10 protein-coding genes and 3 pseudogenes are annotated in these 15,052 nt (G+C 57.3%); 4 read left to right on the forward strand and 9 right to left on the reverse strand.

The annotated features are described in order from the left end of the window. Positions 1-285 (reverse strand): annotated as a pseudogene (locus CI603_RS09070) (hypothetical protein); the annotation flags it as partial. 912 nt (positions 286-1,197) lie between these two features. On the opposite strand from CI603_RS09070, the gene CI603_RS00695 reads away from it, so the two are divergent. Together CI603_RS00695 and CI603_RS00700 are read left to right on the forward strand one after the other, a co-directional pair. After that, positions 1,198-2,550 (forward strand): PolC-type DNA polymerase III, encoded by a 1,353-nt coding sequence (locus CI603_RS00695; RefSeq protein WP_259465431.1) that lies wholly within the window; start codon positions 1,198-1,200, stop codon positions 2,548-2,550. Positions 2,551-2,785: 235 nt separating this feature from the next. Further along, a complete protein-coding gene (locus CI603_RS00700) occupies positions 2,786-3,553 on the forward strand; it encodes a TIGR00730 family Rossman fold protein (protein WP_121912639.1) in 768 nt (255 codons plus the stop codon). A 20-nt stretch (positions 3,554-3,573) separates the two neighbouring features. Here the strand turns inward: CI603_RS00700 and CI603_RS00705 are convergent, their stop codons facing one another. The 4 genes and pseudogenes from CI603_RS00705 to CI603_RS00715 form a co-directional block, all read right to left on the reverse strand. Further along, positions 3,574-4,251, reverse strand: a complete 678-nt coding sequence (locus CI603_RS00705) for an O-methyltransferase (protein ID WP_183122177.1) — start codon at positions 4,249-4,251, stop codon at positions 3,574-3,576. Between the two features lie 73 nt (positions 4,252-4,324). Continuing rightward, positions 4,325-4,879, reverse strand: a pseudogene (locus CI603_RS09220) (4Fe-4S dicluster domain-containing protein); the annotation flags it as partial. A 279-nt stretch (positions 4,880-5,158) separates the two neighbouring features. Then, positions 5,159-5,596 (reverse strand): annotated as a pseudogene (locus tag CI603_RS09225) (2Fe-2S iron-sulfur cluster-binding protein); the annotation flags it as partial. An 82-nt stretch (positions 5,597-5,678) separates the two neighbouring features. Further along, positions 5,679-7,580, reverse strand: a complete 1,902-nt coding sequence (locus tag CI603_RS00715) for an FAD-dependent oxidoreductase (RefSeq protein WP_121912642.1) — start codon at positions 7,578-7,580, stop codon at positions 5,679-5,681. A gap of 79 nt (positions 7,581-7,659) precedes the next feature. Here CI603_RS00715 and CI603_RS00720 point away from each other — a divergent pair, with 79 nt between their 5' ends. Next, the gene (locus CI603_RS00720) at positions 7,660-8,004 is read left to right on the forward strand and encodes an MGMT family protein (protein WP_121912643.1); all 345 of its coding nucleotides are present in this window, start codon (positions 7,660-7,662) and stop codon (positions 8,002-8,004) included. A 4-nt stretch (positions 8,005-8,008) separates the two neighbouring features. On the opposite strand, the gene CI603_RS00725 is transcribed toward CI603_RS00720, so the two are convergent. The 4 genes from CI603_RS00725 to CI603_RS00740 form a co-directional block, all read right to left on the reverse strand. Beyond that, on the reverse strand, positions 8,009-9,544 hold the full coding sequence (locus CI603_RS00725; RefSeq protein WP_183122178.1) for a DNA-processing protein DprA: 1,536 nt from the start codon (positions 9,542-9,544) through the stop codon (positions 8,009-8,011). A gap of 49 nt (positions 9,545-9,593) precedes the next feature. Continuing rightward, positions 9,594-11,180, reverse strand: coding sequence for a YifB family Mg chelatase-like AAA ATPase (locus CI603_RS00730; protein WP_121912645.1), 1,587 nt, complete (start codon positions 11,178-11,180; stop codon positions 9,594-9,596). Continuing rightward, on the reverse strand, positions 11,180-11,908 hold the full coding sequence (locus tag CI603_RS00735) for a YraN family protein (protein ID WP_310886182.1): 729 nt from the start codon (positions 11,906-11,908) through the stop codon (positions 11,180-11,182). The genes CI603_RS00730 and CI603_RS00735 overlap by 1 nt, the downstream gene beginning before the upstream one ends. A gap of 530 nt (positions 11,909-12,438) precedes the next feature. Further along, on the reverse strand, positions 12,439-13,335 hold the full coding sequence (locus CI603_RS00740; RefSeq protein WP_121912647.1) for a pyridoxamine kinase: 897 nt from the start codon (positions 13,333-13,335) through the stop codon (positions 12,439-12,441). 266 nt (positions 13,336-13,601) lie between these two features. Here CI603_RS00740 and CI603_RS00745 point away from each other — a divergent pair, with 266 nt between their 5' ends. Beyond that, a complete protein-coding gene (locus CI603_RS00745) occupies positions 13,602-14,921 on the forward strand; it encodes an O-acetylhomoserine aminocarboxypropyltransferase/cysteine synthase family protein (RefSeq protein WP_024626493.1) in 1,320 nt (439 codons plus the stop codon). Positions 14,922-15,052 lie beyond the last annotated feature (131 nt).

The raw sequence follows: 15,052 nt of genomic DNA on the forward strand, positions 1-15,052 counted from the left end.
GCCGGACCAATATAGGCTGGTGGTGTCGGGGCTCACCCAATTGACTTCTATGCTATCAGCGGTCACCGTTGCCTGCTGGTAGTGGTCTTTATCGGAACCGTTTGTCTGCTTCCATGTCCCTGTCAGATCAGCCGGCTGTGGGGCTTTGTTCGTCTTCCTGGGTTTCTCTTGTGAACTGGTCGTTTGCTTTCCTGCATCCGAGCTTGTTGAAGAATTTCCTCCGCAGGATGACAAGCCCATCAACATGACTATTGCGGCAACTGTAGCCGCGATGCCCTTACGCATTTGCGCTTCCTCTCGTCTTCAGTGAACGGCAATAGAATATCATGCAGGCCTAAGTGAGATTGAAGTCGGCATTCATATCAGCCCCCCTCCTGTAGGTCACAGAGATGACGGGTTTACGATGCTAATCGAATGCTGCGGAAAACAGCTCCAAGTTTGGGAACAATTCGTTAGCGTTGCTTTTGCACATAGCTCCTGTGGACAGGTATTTGATTGGATTGATAGATTGCAGAATAGGGTCCCCTTGCTCGAAAGTTTAAGCATGATTCGTGCTTATACGTTTGCAGAATCAAAGTGCTGTCAAACTGTCAGTTATTTGAAGAACAAACGATGTTGTTGATTCAGTGCTTGAATGGAAAAGTCATCAGACGATAGATTGAGTCTGTTTTTTATTAAAGAGGTGTTTGCGTGGCAGGATTGGTATGTCTGCTGTGACCTTAAGGTTAACCCTATTTACCTTAAAGCCCTACCGTTTTCAGGGCGCTTGATAGTTACTGGGTCAGAATATACGAAAAGTACTGTATTCAGTATGTTTAAGGTTTGGTGCAGAGTCACGCCGCATTTTATATTTCTCTTCGCATCTTCTGCTGCAGAAGTTGTAGCGGACTGGGAAAGCAATGGGGATGTTCAAGAATTTGTTTCAAAGGTAAGTTGGTTTTCAGCAGTCATAGCGAAGACATATAAGCGACGCATCAGTTACTGCCGGTCGATGTTCAGTATCGTCTTGCCGAGTTACTTGATTATGGCATGTTGTAAGTGAGCGAACTTATGCAGAAAGCGATATATCCACACTGGACCTTGCATGAGTCATGCTCTTCGTTCCCTGCAAAGGTGTCCGCTGATGTTTACACGCACTTATATAGGGAATTCGAATAATGTTGATGGGTTTCCAGGCTGCGGTGTAGCTTATCAAGCGTGAGGAAGAGGAAGAATGACAAGGGCACATTGCTGGGTATTGTCATTCTTACAGTGCTTGGTGTGATCATCATGCATCCGATGATCTCAGGAATCATTATTGCGGTTATCGTTCTGCTGGCAGTACTGTATGCGGTGGCGCATAAACAGCAGACTCAAGACCTCGGAAATGAGCATATAAGCCCAACCGCTAAGAAAAGGCATGGTCCGAGAGGAAAACACGCAAAACGGCCTGCTGACGAGCTGGTTCCTTTGAACGATAATGCGAAACCTGCCGACAATGATGACGGCTTGCCTGTGGATTATGTGGTGCTTGATACCGAGACGACGGGTCTGCGTTCACAGACGGATCAGATCATCGAGATCGGGGCAGTGAAGGTTCGCGGCCGGAGCATTGTCGACAGTTTCGATACCCTGGTCGATCCTGGCAGGAGTTTGGATATCAGGATTGTCGAATTGACTGGCATTACTGATGCCATGCTGGACGGCCAGCCGAAGATCGGCGATGTGTTGCCTTTGTTCTGGTCCTGGGTCGGCGACGACCCTGTTGTAGGTCATAATGTGCGTTTCGATATGAGATTTTTCGAAGTTGAGAGTGCACGAGTGGGGTATACCATGCCGGGCCCAGTGTGCATGGATACTTTGCAAATGAGCCGAGCTTTGTTTCCGCAGGAGAAGCACCATCGGCTGCAGGATCTTGTTCGCAGATTCGGCATCGCTGAGAACGAGGAGCATCGTGCATTGTCTGACGCCACGCAGACGCAGGAGTGCTTTGAATGGATGCGCCGGTATATGAGCGGGCTAGGCGGTGGGTTCACTACTGTTCTCAATGCGTCAACTTCTTCAGCCAGTGCTTCTACGGCATTGAAGCAGCCTAGGCAGTCCCGGCTTTTCAGGGGGAGGGGTGTGCATCGCCCATGCAATCAGCGTCCCGATGGTCAGTGCATCGTGGAGGGTATAGATAAGTGGCAGACCGTTGGTGTATCGGGTGCGGCAAAGCATCAGGATCTGTTTAACCGATTCTCCTCCAGTGACGAGGTCTGGGTGAGATTGCTACATGGATTCATCAAAACAGGTAAGTACAAAGGCTGGCCGACAATCCAAGTCTGGCTTGACGGAGAATATGCGGGATGCCTCACCGTATTGCAGACATCACGCCATTACCGCCAGGTTCCGCCCGAAGGCGGCGTATCGTACGCGCATTTCGGCGCGAGAACTAAAAGGGGAACCTGCCAGTTGCGGGTCTCATTTCCCTATGCTCATGCCGAGATGGAATTGAGCCAATTCGCGCAAACAGCTTCACTGAAGGAAGTTGATATGACTGGTTCGGCGCAGATGAAGTTTGAGATGTAGCCAAATATTCAGATCTGCCTTGGTAGTTATCGAACAGAACCGTAAAGCACGGAAGCAAGAAACTTGGCTCAATAGTTCGTATTCCGGGTGAGCTCTGCCTAGGCAGACAGCATTCTGAATAGTCGAGTGCCGATGGCTACCTTGCCGTCAGCCGGGCGGCGGGGGCCGCTATCATGAGAGCCGGAACAGGATCGAGCGGGTCCTTCGGATCGGGGCCCGATGAAGGAATGCATACATGGCAGATATGGTTGACAATCACAATGACGATGAAGGCCCGGACCTGGGCAGGACCTACCACAGCGGTCCGGTCATCATGCGCGGGCCCATGATTCCTGAGGCGGACGCCAATGCTGGTTTGCTTTCGTCGGGCGGTGACACGGACTGGCTGCATATGGACCCCTGGCGGGTGCTGCGCATCCAGGCTGAGTTCGTCGACGGGTTCGGTGCACTGGCTGAGCTGGGACCGGCAGCCGCCATCTTTGGCTCAGCTCGGACCGGCAGGGAGGATCCCACCTATGCTGCTGCACGCAAGATGGGCGGCGACCTGGCCAAGGCCGGTATGGCGGTCATCACCGGGGGAGGGCCTGGCATCATGGAGGCGGCCAACAAGGGCGCTGCGGAGGTCGGCGGCAAGTCCGTCGGGCTGGGCATCGAATTGCCCATGGAGCAGGGGCTCAACCGCTGGGTGAATCTGGGCATCACTTTCCGTTACTTCTTCGTACGCAAGATGATGTTCATGAAATACTCCTCAGGCATCATCGTCTGCCCCGGCGGGTTCGGAACTCTGGATGAGATGTTCGAGGTGCTGACCCTGGTCCAAACCCATAAGGCACCCAGCATGCCCATCGTCCTCTTCGACAGGGCCTACTGGCAGGGGCTCTTTGACTGGTTTTCGAACACAGTGAAGCAAAGGGGCATGATTTCTGAGCTGGACCCCGATCTGGTCATCCGTACTGATGATCCTGATGAGGCTGTCGAAGTCATTCTGCGCCACCGTGGCTGAGAGTAGTAGGCTGGCGGCGGTTAGCGGGCGCGGGTGGCCATGATCATACCTGTGCCAACGGGCAGCAGACAGGATTCCCAGGCATCGTCTTTGCTTATGGTCTCTATGATGGTCCGCAGGGTGGTGGTTTTGGCGGATCTGTTGGCCGGGTTGAGTACGCCACCCTTATCTGGGTTCTCCAGCAGATCGAAGGCATCCGTGAAGATCACCTGCCCTCGGTCCTTAAGCAGGCGCGGAGCCTGGTCCATGACCTGTTGGTAGTTGTCCCCATTGCCCGAGACGACGATAAGGTCGTAGTCGCTGGGGTTGAGCTTGGGGAAGTAGGTTTTGGCAGCTGCATTGACTGCCCGCAGCCTCATTCCAGGGTGGGCTTTTTCCATGCCCGCGAATATTTTTTTGATTAGGGAGGTGCCTTGGGCTGTGGAGTCGACGGCGGTGAACTGGCCATGACCATGCAGGCCCGTCATCAGGCGCAGGGCTTCGACCACCGAGCCGTTGCCGACCAGGATGATGGATGCCGGAGCGTTCCTGCCAGCCAAAAACTGCAGAAAGGCGCCTTGAGACCGGGAACACTGTGCGAATCCAGCCTCAGAAGCCTTGTCTCGCAAGGTCTGCAACTTGTCTGATTCGACGTTCAGAGCGCTTGCCTCGGCGAATTCCCATCCTCTGGCGATGTTGTTGTACGAGGTTTTGTCCATGCTAACCATGGTAACGACCAGAGGGCACAAGCCTGTCGAATGCTCATGCTGACCTGTGTGCGTACGAGTCTGACTACTCCTTGACGGCTTCGACCAGCTTCCACATCTCTTCACCCACGTCGATGCCCCTGGGGCAGGGTCGGGTGCAGGCCCGTATGGACTGGCATGCCTGGATTCCGTCCACCTGGTCAATGGCTTCAAGTCGTTCCTGCCGGTGGCTGTCGCGGGAATCGTTGATGAATCGAGCTGCTGCGATCATGGCCGCCGGGCCGGCGAAGGCCTCACCGCCCGCATAAATAGGACAGGCGCCCTGGCAGAGTCCGCAGGCGATGCAGGTGCTGAGCAGCTCATACCGGGCCAGCTCTTCCGGAGTCTGCCGGTATTCTGACGCCGGTTCTGCGTCGACCATTTTAGCCCTGGCTGCTTGGCTGAAGGCTTTTGTTAACGGGTTTTGCGCCGAATCTTGGGTCTCTTGCTGATCGGATTCGTGGTGATTTTGGCGGCTTTCGGCAGAGGAATCATCATGAAGCAGATAAGGCTTAAAGCGTCGAATCTGTTCAAACATGGTGTCGGTGTCCACTATCAGGTCTCTGAGTGGGGTGAAGCCGGGGAGCGGACGGATCTCTATCGCTGAAGATTTGTCAGAGTCTGAAGTTTCTGTAAAGTGTGTGGTGCCTGTATGGTTTGTGGTTTCTGTATGGTCTGAGGCTCCAGAAGGATTTATGGCTTTAGGGCCTGTGGCTCTGGAGTCTATGCCCGAATCTGAGTGCAATGCCGACGAGGATGTGGCCGTTGCGGTGGTCGCCGTGCCGGTGCGACGGAAGGCTGGAGAATGCTGAGCTTGTGGACTGCCATTAACTATACCGGTTGAGGCGTATGCGTTTGGCATGGTCATGGAGGCGGACAGGCAGTTGGCGATTGTGGCTGTGCAGAGCAGATCCGGACGGCCATTGATGAGCACGGCATCCGATCCGCACATGCCATGTCCACAGGAATATCGGAAGTTCAGTGTTGGGTCCACCTCCCGCTTGATCTGCAGAAGGGCATCCAGAACGGTGCGCTGTGGGGCAATGCGTATTGTGTACTCCTGTGTCCAACGGTGACCTCGAGCCCGTCGACTGCCTGTTGTGGCGAAAGGATTACTTTTGGCGAAGGGATTGGTTCGTGCTGGACGCTCTGATTGAGGTCGTGGGGTAAACCGGGCTATTCGGAAGGTCACCGGACGGGGAACGCGGTCCGGTTCGGATGCCTTGGATCCGTCTGATTCCGTGGACTGTGATGTCACGGTTGCTCCTGTCCTTGTTCGGGAAACGGCCCGATGCCCACTGATATGCGCGGACTCCATCCTAATCCCTGCATGACCGGGCTAGGTGTCGAGCAGGTGCCTGTCTAAACAGATTCGGCCCAGAGTCCATAATCATGGTCCATCAGTAGTTGCGGCCCTTTGGAGGCATGTCGACGATATGAACAGGCTGCCAAGAGACGACTTCCTTGGCATCGATCATAGTGTGAGCCAGGTAGTGTTCGTCATCGCGTTGCGGATAATCGCTGCGATACAAAGCGCCGCGGGATTCCTGACGCTGCAGACTGGCGTTCAGTACGGCCCGGGCCAGGGTCAGCAGGTTGTCAGCCTCCATGATGGCGGTCACCTCCTGGTTGAGCACTGCTGTGCCACTATGCGCACGCAACTGCCTGGCATCGGCATTCAGTTGATTCAGGCCGCGCAAACCCTTTTCAATGCTGCTTTGATCGCATCGGACGGCAACGGCCTCCTCCATCAGTCGTCCCAGTCGTCCCATCAGCGCATAAGGGTTGTTCAGGCTGGCTTCGTCATCGGGATCGGATTCTTCATCCTGGTTGTCGGCCAATGTTGATTCCGAAGGCTCGGCTTTGCTCGCGCCAGCCAGCAACTCATCCAGAAAGACTTGACGCTTTTGCAGAGCTTGTGTGAGAAGAGATGTATCGGTCATGTCGTGAGGCTCATCAGCTATGGACATGGCGGCGGCGATGGTCTGTCCGGTCCTGGTTCCGAAGAGGCAGGCGTCCAACAGGGAGTTGCCGCCTAGTCTGTTGGCCCCGTGAACGCTGACGCAGGAGCACTCCCCGGCGGCGTATAGTCCGTCGACGATTCGACGGCGGCCACCCTGCCAACGATAGACGCGGCCACGATCGGTGATGGGAATGCCTCCCATGGTGTAGTGGGCGGTGGGCTTGACAGGAACCATGTCCACAGTGGGATCCAGGTGGGCGTAGCGATGGATGGTCTCGGTGACCTGGGGGAGCAGGGCGGTCATGCGCTGGCCGTCAATGCCGGTCATGTCCAGCCAGACGCAATCACGAGGCCCGTCCGGGTCCGATGGATCGGCCACTCCGCGACCTGCATCAATCTCGGCCACAATGGAACGGCTGATCACATCCCGGGCGGCCAGGTCGCCGTGTCCCGGTGCGTAGTCCTGCATGAAGGCCCGTCCTTGGCAGTTCCTGAGCACGCCGCCTTCTGCGCGGGAGGCCTCCGACAGCAGGATGCCAGTGTGACCCAGGCCGGTGGGATGGAATTGGATGAACTCCACATCCTCCAACTGCAGACCAGCCTGCAGGGCAAGTGCCATGCCGTCACCGGTTAGATCCCAGGAGTTGGAGGTCGTGTGGAAGAGTCGGCCGGCCCCGCCCGTGCACAGGACGATATTATCGGCTTGGATGGCCTGCAGTTTGCCGGCGTGGGTGTCCAGGACAATCAGTCCTCGGGCATGGCCGCCCGATCCCTCGCCAGTGGGCGGGTCAAGGACCAGATCGGTCACATACCATTCCTCGGCGAACTCGACTCCCTGACGCATGCACTGCTGCCAAAGTGCGTGGAGGATCTGGTGGCCTATGCGGTCGGCTGCATAAGCTGCTCTCCTGACTGGATGGCCGCCATAATCAGCGGTATGGCCGCCGAACTTACGTTGGGCGATGTGCCCGTCTTCGGTTCTTGAGAAGGCCACTCCGTCATGCTCCAGATCGATGACGATGTCGGGGGCCTGCTCGGCCAGAATTCGCACGGCATCCTGGTCAGCCAGCCAGTCGCTGCCCTTGATGGTGTCGTAGTAGTGCCAATGCCAATCGTCTTTTTCCTGGTTGCCCAGACTGGCTGCAATGCCGCCTTCTGCTGAGCCGGTGTGGGAGCGTAGGGGCTGTAGTTTGGAGACGACCAAGACCTTTGGAGATAAGTCGCTCTTGCTCTTTTTGCTCTCTAAAGCTCTGTACAGGCCCAGAGCTGTTGACAATCCGGCCGCTCCGGCTCCAACGATGACGGCATCATAGCGGTTTCTGACCTTCTGGGGATTCATACCAACGATACTGTCACGACCTATTGATAGCGGCACCCTCATCCGGTCTATGTCTGCTTACGCGGGCAGAATGATTCTTATGACCGAACTTTCCTTCTCCCAGCAGGTTTATCAGGTCGTTAGACGGATCCCTCGCGGCAAGGTGGCCACCTATGGTCAGATCGCCTCTTTGACAGGTCATCCGCGCAACGCCAGGTTCGTAGGTTATGCGCTTCATGACAATCCCGAACCTGGGGTGATTCCCTGTCATCGCGTGGTCTTTCGTGATGGTTCGCTGGCACCAGGATTCGCCTTTGGTGGTCCGGAGCGTCAGCGTCAACTGCTGGAGGATGAGGGTGTTCACTTTGTTCCTCCCCATAGTGACGAATCAGCTGGTGCCGATGGTTGGGTGGTGGATTTGGATCGCTGTCGCTGGCAGGCCTGACTCTTCAGGTCTTCGGATCTTCGGCTACCACACATCCGCCCTGCAGACTGACCAGACCACGAATTTCCAGGGATCCCAGCAGCTGCATCAGTTGCCTGACGGAGAGCTCACGGCCCTGATTAGCGAGCTGAACACGAAGCTGTCCCGTCATGGGTGGACCAATCTGTCGCTGACAATTGCGGATCGCCACCAGCACTGTGGTCTCTACCTTGGTTAGGCGCTCATCGCCGGCTTTTCCCCATTCATGGTCCATAGCTGGATTATGTAGCGGGGTTGAAGAATCCTTTTTGCCTTGAGAACGGGCCGAAAGCCTGTCTCTATTTGTCCGGGATTGTTTGAGTGTGGTTGAGGGCAGTTGACTGCCGTGGATGGTTTGGATCGGATGATCGGAGCCAAGCGGCCGTATGCGCTGCGTGGGCTGTCGACTTGCTTGGTGGTTCTCATGATCTTCGGTGGTTTTGACTGAAACGCCGGTTCCCTGTTGAACGGATTTGTCAGGGTGGATAGGTGCATGGGCGGGATGGCAGATGTCTTGGATGTCGGTCGCCGACAGGAGCAACTCCGCCTTGCCCTCATGGATGAGTCTGTTGCAGCCGGTATTTTCTGGCTGGTCGATTCTTCCGGGGGCAGCCAGTACACGACGGCCCAATTCCACGCCCCAGTTGGCTGTGTTCAGCGCGCCGGATCGGTGTCGTGCCTGTGCCACTACAATGTCGGAGGCCAGGGCGGCGATGATTCGGTTGCGCAGCAGGAACCGCCGTGCTTCGGGGATAGTGCCTGGCGGTAGCTCGCTGATCAGTGCGCCACCATCTGCCTCAATGTTTTCAAACAGACGACTGTTGCGTTTGGGACCCATATGCAGCAAGCCTCCAGCGAAAACGGCCACCGTTCGCCCGCCGCCAGCTGCCAGTGCTCCCCAGTGGGCGGCGGCATCCGTGCCCATGGCCCCGCCGGAGACGACCAGGTGGCCTTTACCAGCAGCCTGTATGGCTATCTGGTGGGCGGTGGACCGGCCATACTCGTCGCATGTCCTTGATCCGACTACGGCCAAGGGACGGTCACAGCAGATCAAGGCTTCAGGATTGCCTTGTCCCCACAGGCAGAGGGGAGGGGCCCAATCAGAGCGACGTGCCAGGTCACCCACCTGACCTGGCCAGCAGGGGTCGCCAGGGGTCATCACCCAGAACCGACCTCCACCAGTCATCATGGTCCGCACCTGGTCAGTGTCCGTGGCCAGCAAGGGTGTTAGGCGTCTTCGCCAGGAGTCACTGATCTTATGGAACCGAGTTAGGTCTTCAGGGCTCGTTTGTCGTCCCCATCGAGCCGTCCCCTTCAGAAAGCGTTCGTCTAGTCTGGCGCGAGCAGCATCATGAGGGCCGTCGCCATCCGAGTGGTTCGGTGCCTTTAGTTCGATCAGATTTCGACAAAGGTCGGCCGCCTGGTTCGAGCCCAGCAGACAGCTGATCATGAAGGCATCCGGGCCGTCTGCAGCCAGGGTCAGCACAGCTCTGGCAAGCCAGTCACTTTCTACCATGGTCATCGGTCGCGGTTGGTCTGCTGGCATGGTTTTCATCAAGGATTTGGTCATCTCAGACGGCCCTTGTCCTGAGTAGGATGCCGGTGGTCACATCGTCGGCACCGGGGCTGGGCCGTCCGTCCAGGTCTGCCAGAGTCCATGCCAGGCGCATGGTCCTGTCGGCCCCTCGCAGACTGATCCGCTGTCTGCGCAGTGCTTGATCCACGACCGAACGCGCTTTGGAAGATGTATTCTGACGCAGCCATTCGCCGCTGACCTGGGCGTTGCAGGTCCAGCCTTCCTTGTGGAAACGCTCTTTTGCCGTCTGACGTGCACGTGTCACACGCTTGCGGATCTGGACGCTGTGCTGGCGTGGACGGTGATCGTCGAATCCCGGGTCGATCACCGGGGGGACCGTGGTCTGGATGTCGATGCGGTCCATGATGGGTCCTGACAGCCTGTTCCAATAACGGAGGCGCTCGCGGGGTGTGCAGGTGCAGCGCTCGCCTGTGCCGTATCCGTATCCGCAAGGACAGGGGTTGGCAGCCATGACCAGCTGAAAACGAGCCGGGAAGGTGGTGCTGCCCTTGGCCCGGGACAAGAAGATCCGCCCGATCTCCAGGGGCTCGCGTAGGGATTGGATCACCCTTGGAGAGAATTCCGGCGCCTCATCCATAAAGAGGACTCCGCGATGGGCACGGGTGATGGCGCCAGGGGTGGCGAGTCCGGCTCCGCCTCCGACCATGGCCGCCATGGAGATCGTATGATGAGGGGCCTCGAAGGGTGGCACATTGGTAATCCCATACTGGCTCAGCGTGCCACATAGGGATCGGATGGAAGCCACCTCAAGCTGTTGAACAGCATCCAGAGCGGGCATGATGCTGGGAAGCCGTTCCGCAAGCATGCTCTTGCCGGCTCCTGGAGGACCGACCATGAGCATGTGGTGGCCGCCGGCTGCAGCCACCATCATGGCCCATTTGGTCTCCTCCTGGCCAATCACGTCAGCCATGTCCGGCTTCGGTGGAGCTGGTTCGGCATTGGCGGGGGAGTTGACATTACGAGCTGAGTTCCTAGTGTGCACACTCGCTATGGCGGTTGGCTCGTCGGCTTTCTTATGGCCGTCTGCTTCAGGGACGGCGATTCTGCTTCGCCCGCCCAAGGCCTGAATGAGCTGGCCCAGGTGACGCAGTCCGACAACCTCAATATCGGGAACCAGACGGGCCTCGTCAAGGTTGTCTGCGGGGACGAAGGCTCGCGTGATTCCCTGAGCTCTGGCCTGCATCAGGATGGGCAGCAGACCGTTGATAGGCAGAATCGTGCCATCCAAGTTAAGCTCGCCCACGATGACTGTATGATCCAGGCCTTCCGTCGGCAGCGCACCGCCGGCTTCTAGGACGCTGGTCGCAATGGCCAGGTCGTGTGAGGAGCCGTGTTTAGGCTTTGAAGCAGGGGACATGTTGACGGTGACTCTGGTCTGCGGCCAACGAAATCCGCAGGCCGAGCAGGCGGATTTGACCCGTTCCCGCGACTCCGACAAGGAGGCATCCGGCAGCCCGATGATGGAGAAGTAGGGCAGTCCTGGGGAGATGAAGGACTGCACGTGAATGAGAAAGGCCTTGAGCCCTATCAATCCTACGGATTCAGCAGATCCAAGACGCATCAGAAGGCCTCTTTGGTGTGCCTGAGGAAGACTGATCCCGGTTTCCATCCGCCCCTGCCCGAATGGTTGGATCCTCTGACGGTCTCGGCGGATGTCTGACAGGAAGTCAGGGGATGGGCACCCTCGGAATACATGCTTCTGCCAGGGTCGGACTTGACTGACAGGCTGATGACATCGAATCGGGTGCTGCGATGCCGTGCGTTGGGTTCTCGGTCGTGGCTTATCAGCCATTGGACTGCTGCGTGACGCAGGTGGGTCTGCTTGCGCGGGCCGACAGCCTGTTCTGGGGATCCGAACCGACCGGTGCGCCTGGTCTTGACCTCTACGAATACCAGAGTCGCCTCGGGATCCAGAGCGATGATGTCCAACTCGCCGAATCTGCTTCTCCAATTGCGGGCTAGAATCTTCCAGTTTCGTTGCCGCAGCCACTGGCAGGCGTAATCCTCGCCCAAACGTCCGAGCTCTCGGCTGTTTATGCCACTGACTCTGATCTGTCGTTCAATATCTGCCAGTTCTATGTCGATGGATTCATCGTTGTTCGTACTAAACCTTGCTCCACTAGTTCGTGTGTTTTCTGGGTTGTCGAAGGATCTCTTGGAATCGGGCAGAGCTCTTATGGGTCGCGCGACCAATGGGTCTGTGATCATAATGTCGGCATCGGTTCTGCCACCCCTGTCGTTTATGGCTGTGCGGAGATTATTTGGTCTAGTCAGTTCTTGTGTGTCCATGTTTCTAGGAGACCACTGAAAGGAAGTCGGTGACTAGCCGAACCAGGCATGTGGTCGAATGATCCTGCGCACGCACGAAAGTGGATGAACGAGTGGATTCCCGATGCTGATGTTGTATCGATTGCATTCATCTCTACACCAGGCAGAGTCGGCAGAGGCAAGAAGAACTGAAACAGAAACGAAAGAAAGGAGAAGCAGGCAAAGCGGAACTAAGTAAAGCAGAAACCAAGGAAACAGAAACGCATGATACACATAGAGAGAAATAAGCGAAGGGAGCAGAGCATCAGGCAACTAAGAAACCAGGAATAAAGAGATAACGGAGACCGGAAGGTACCGCCGGCGAATTCGCTGGCAACGCCTTCCGGTCTGCTGTGTCCGGGTCGCTCTATGACTGATTTGTCACATTGTCGACCACGTAATTGGCCGGCAAGAATGCGCCGATTAAGGCGGTCTAGGTTTTATTCATCCACCTTGGTCTTCCACTTTTGGCAAATGCCCAGACTCCTATGCCGCTTTCGCCGACCTTGGGCTCACAGCTCCTGCACCAGAGCAGTCATCTGCCTCAGGTCCAGCTCAAAACTGACCCCGCGTTGCTGACAGTCGGGCTGATTGCGTGTGTGCTGCATGGCCGAGCGGACGAATTCACCGGCGATTCGGGCGGCATCGGCCAAGCCTCGTCCCGCAAAGAGCGCCCCGCAGAGGCTGGAGGCGAAGGCATCACCGGTCCCGTGAATCATGAAGGGCAGCTTGTCGTGGACCAGCTCGGTGCGCTCGCTGACTCCGCCATGATCTGCCGAGGCCACGAAGTTGCGCAGCTTGCCGTCCTTCCGGTCGATGCCCTTGATGATGACGTTTTTTGCGCCCATGTCCAGCAGACGGCCCAGACGCTCACCAACCTGCGCATCGTCAAGGTCCTGGCCTTCGTAGTCGATGCCGGTCAGCAGACTGACCTCGGTCAGGTTGGGCATGAGCAGGTCGGCTCCATCGACCAGATTGGTCACGGCCCGGCACATCTCCTCGGTGTAGGTGGGGTACATGGATCCGCCGTCGCCCATGACGGGGTCGACCAGCCGCAAGGCCTTGGGGTATTCCCGATACATGCGCTGAATGATGTCAACCTGTTCGGCGCTGCCCAGGAACCCGCTGTAGATCCCGTCAAGGTCGACGCCCTCCTTCTGCCAGGCATCCAGGTATCCCGGCAGCATCTCGGTGGTGTCGTGGAAGGTGTAGTCCTTGAACATGGTGTGCGCGCTGAACAGGGCTGTAGGCACCGGGCAAACGTCGCATCCGGCCGCCGAAAGAATGGGGATGGCGGCCGTCAGCGAGCACTTGCCATACCCGCACATGTCATGCACAGCGGCGACTCGGGGGATGTACTTGCTGTCGCGCTGGTAGAGCCTGTTCTGATCGTCCGTCTGTCCGGCCATCTTTTGAACTCCTTCATGCCTGCTGAGGCTGTTCGCATCGGAACTTTCTCCGTTGCTTACTCGACTCTACAGCGGAGGGGTTAAACGGGCACTGCCGCGTGTGCAATGTCGAGACAAAAAGGCCCGCTTTCAACCTTTTGGAAGCTGTTATAAAAAAGGACGATACCGAAAAGTCCTTTTTGGCTTGAACAAGTGGGTTTGGGCCGCTTAAGGTCACATTCAAGAACTTACAAGAGGACGCACGTCACCAACAGATAGGAATCGACATGACCGACCAGAACCCGCACAAGTACCATTTCGAGACCCTTCAGCTTCACGTGGGCCAGGAGCAGGCCGACCCCGCCACTGATTCCCGGGCCGTACCGATCTACGCCACCACCAGCTACGTCTTCCACGACTTCGACCACGCCGAAGCGCGGTTCGCACTGAAGGACCCGGGCAACATCTACGGCCGTCTGACCAACTCCACCCAGGGGGTCTTCGAGGACAGGATCGCCGCCTTGGAGAACGGCACTGCCGGCTTGGCCGTGGCATCGGGAGCAGCCGCAGTGGAGTATGCCTTCCGGAACATTACCCAGACCGGAGACCATATCGTGTCCTCCAAGAACATCTACGGCGGAACCTTCAACCTCCTCAAGCACACTTTGCCCCGCGATGGTGTCGAGACCACCTTCGTGGATCCTTCGGACCCATCCAACTTCGAGTCGGCCATCCAGGAGAACACCAAGCTGGTCTTCTTCGAGACCTTCGGCAACCCCAACGCCGACCTGCCCGATTTCGAGGCCATCTCCAAGATCGCTCATGACCACAACCTGCCGGTGATTGTCGACAATACCTTCGCCACTCCTTACCTGTTCCGTCCGCTGGAGCACGGCGCTGACATCGTCGTGGAATCGGCCACCAAGTTCATCGGTGGCCATGGCACCACCTTGGGCGGGGTAGTCGTGGAAGGCGGCAAGTTCGACTGGGCGGCAGTGCCCGGCAAGTTCCCCACCCTGACTGAGCCTGACCCCAGCTACCACGGTTTGCGCTTCTACCAGGATCTGGGTGCTGCGGCCTTCGTCACCCGCATTCGTGCCATCCTCCTGCGCGACACTGGCGCCGTCATCTCGCCCTTCGCAGCCTTCCTCCTCCTGCAAGGGACCGAGACGCTCTCGCTGAGGGTTGAGCGCCACGTTGAGAACGCCCTGAAGGTGGTGGACTACCTGCAGACCGTGCCTGAGGTGGAGTCGGTCAGCCACCCTGCCATCGAGGGGCGCCCCGACCACGAGCTCTACAAGCGCTACTTCCCGAACGGCGCCGGCTCCATCTTCACCTTTGATCTGAAGGGCGGCAAGGATGCGGCCAGGGTTTTCATCAACAACCTACATCTCTTCTCACTTCTGGCCAACGTGGCTGATGTGAAGTCGCTGGCCATCCATCCAGCATCGACCACCCACTCCCAGGAGACACCGGAGGAGCTGGAGGATCAGGCAATCCATCCCGGTACCATCAGGCTCTCCATCGGCACGGAGAACATTGAGGACATTCTGGATGACCTCAAGGGTGCCTTCCAGGCATTGAAGGAGTCCGGTCTGGCCAAGTAGCCGACAATCACGCTTCCTTCTTGGTGCCGTATCCGTGTGATATATGACCGAGAAGTGGAAGAAGCACAAGGTGCCTGTCGAAACCTCATTACGTTTCGATGGGCACCTTTGTATATGTTTCCCTCTTCCCC

It is taken from the genome of Bifidobacterium sp. wkB338 (assembly GCF_003688325.1).
Taxonomy (GTDB): Bacteria; Actinomycetota; Actinomycetes; order Actinomycetales; family Bifidobacteriaceae; genus Bombiscardovia; species Bombiscardovia polysaccharolytica.

What these genes read in the sequence shown, in the direction of transcription:
- CI603_RS00700 (WP_121912639.1), top strand. Translation starts at nt 2,786, where the DNA reads ATGGCAGATATGGTTGACAATCACAATGACGATGAAGGCCCGGACCTG.
- CI603_RS00705 (WP_183122177.1), bottom strand. Translation starts at nt 4,251, where the DNA reads ATGGACAAAACCTCGTACAACAACATCGCCAGAGGATGGGAATTCGCC.
- CI603_RS00715 (WP_121912642.1), bottom strand. Translation starts at nt 7,580, where the DNA reads ATGAATCCCCAGAAGGTCAGAAACCGCTATGATGCCGTCATCGTTGGA.
- CI603_RS00720 (WP_121912643.1), top strand. Translation starts at nt 7,660, where the DNA reads ATGACCGAACTTTCCTTCTCCCAGCAGGTTTATCAGGTCGTTAGACGG.
- CI603_RS00725 (WP_183122178.1), bottom strand. Translation starts at nt 9,544, where the DNA reads ATGACCATGGTAGAAAGTGACTGGCTTGCCAGAGCTGTGCTGACCCTG.
- CI603_RS00730 (WP_121912645.1), bottom strand. Translation starts at nt 11,180, where the DNA reads ATGCGTCTTGGATCTGCTGAATCCGTAGGATTGATAGGGCTCAAGGCC.
- CI603_RS00735 (WP_310886182.1), bottom strand. Translation starts at nt 11,908, where the DNA reads ATGGACACACAAGAACTGACTAGACCAAATAATCTCCGCACAGCCATA.
- CI603_RS00740 (WP_121912647.1), bottom strand. Translation starts at nt 13,335, where the DNA reads ATGGCCGGACAGACGGACGATCAGAACAGGCTCTACCAGCGCGACAGC.
- CI603_RS00745 (WP_024626493.1), top strand. Translation starts at nt 13,602, where the DNA reads ATGACCGACCAGAACCCGCACAAGTACCATTTCGAGACCCTTCAGCTT.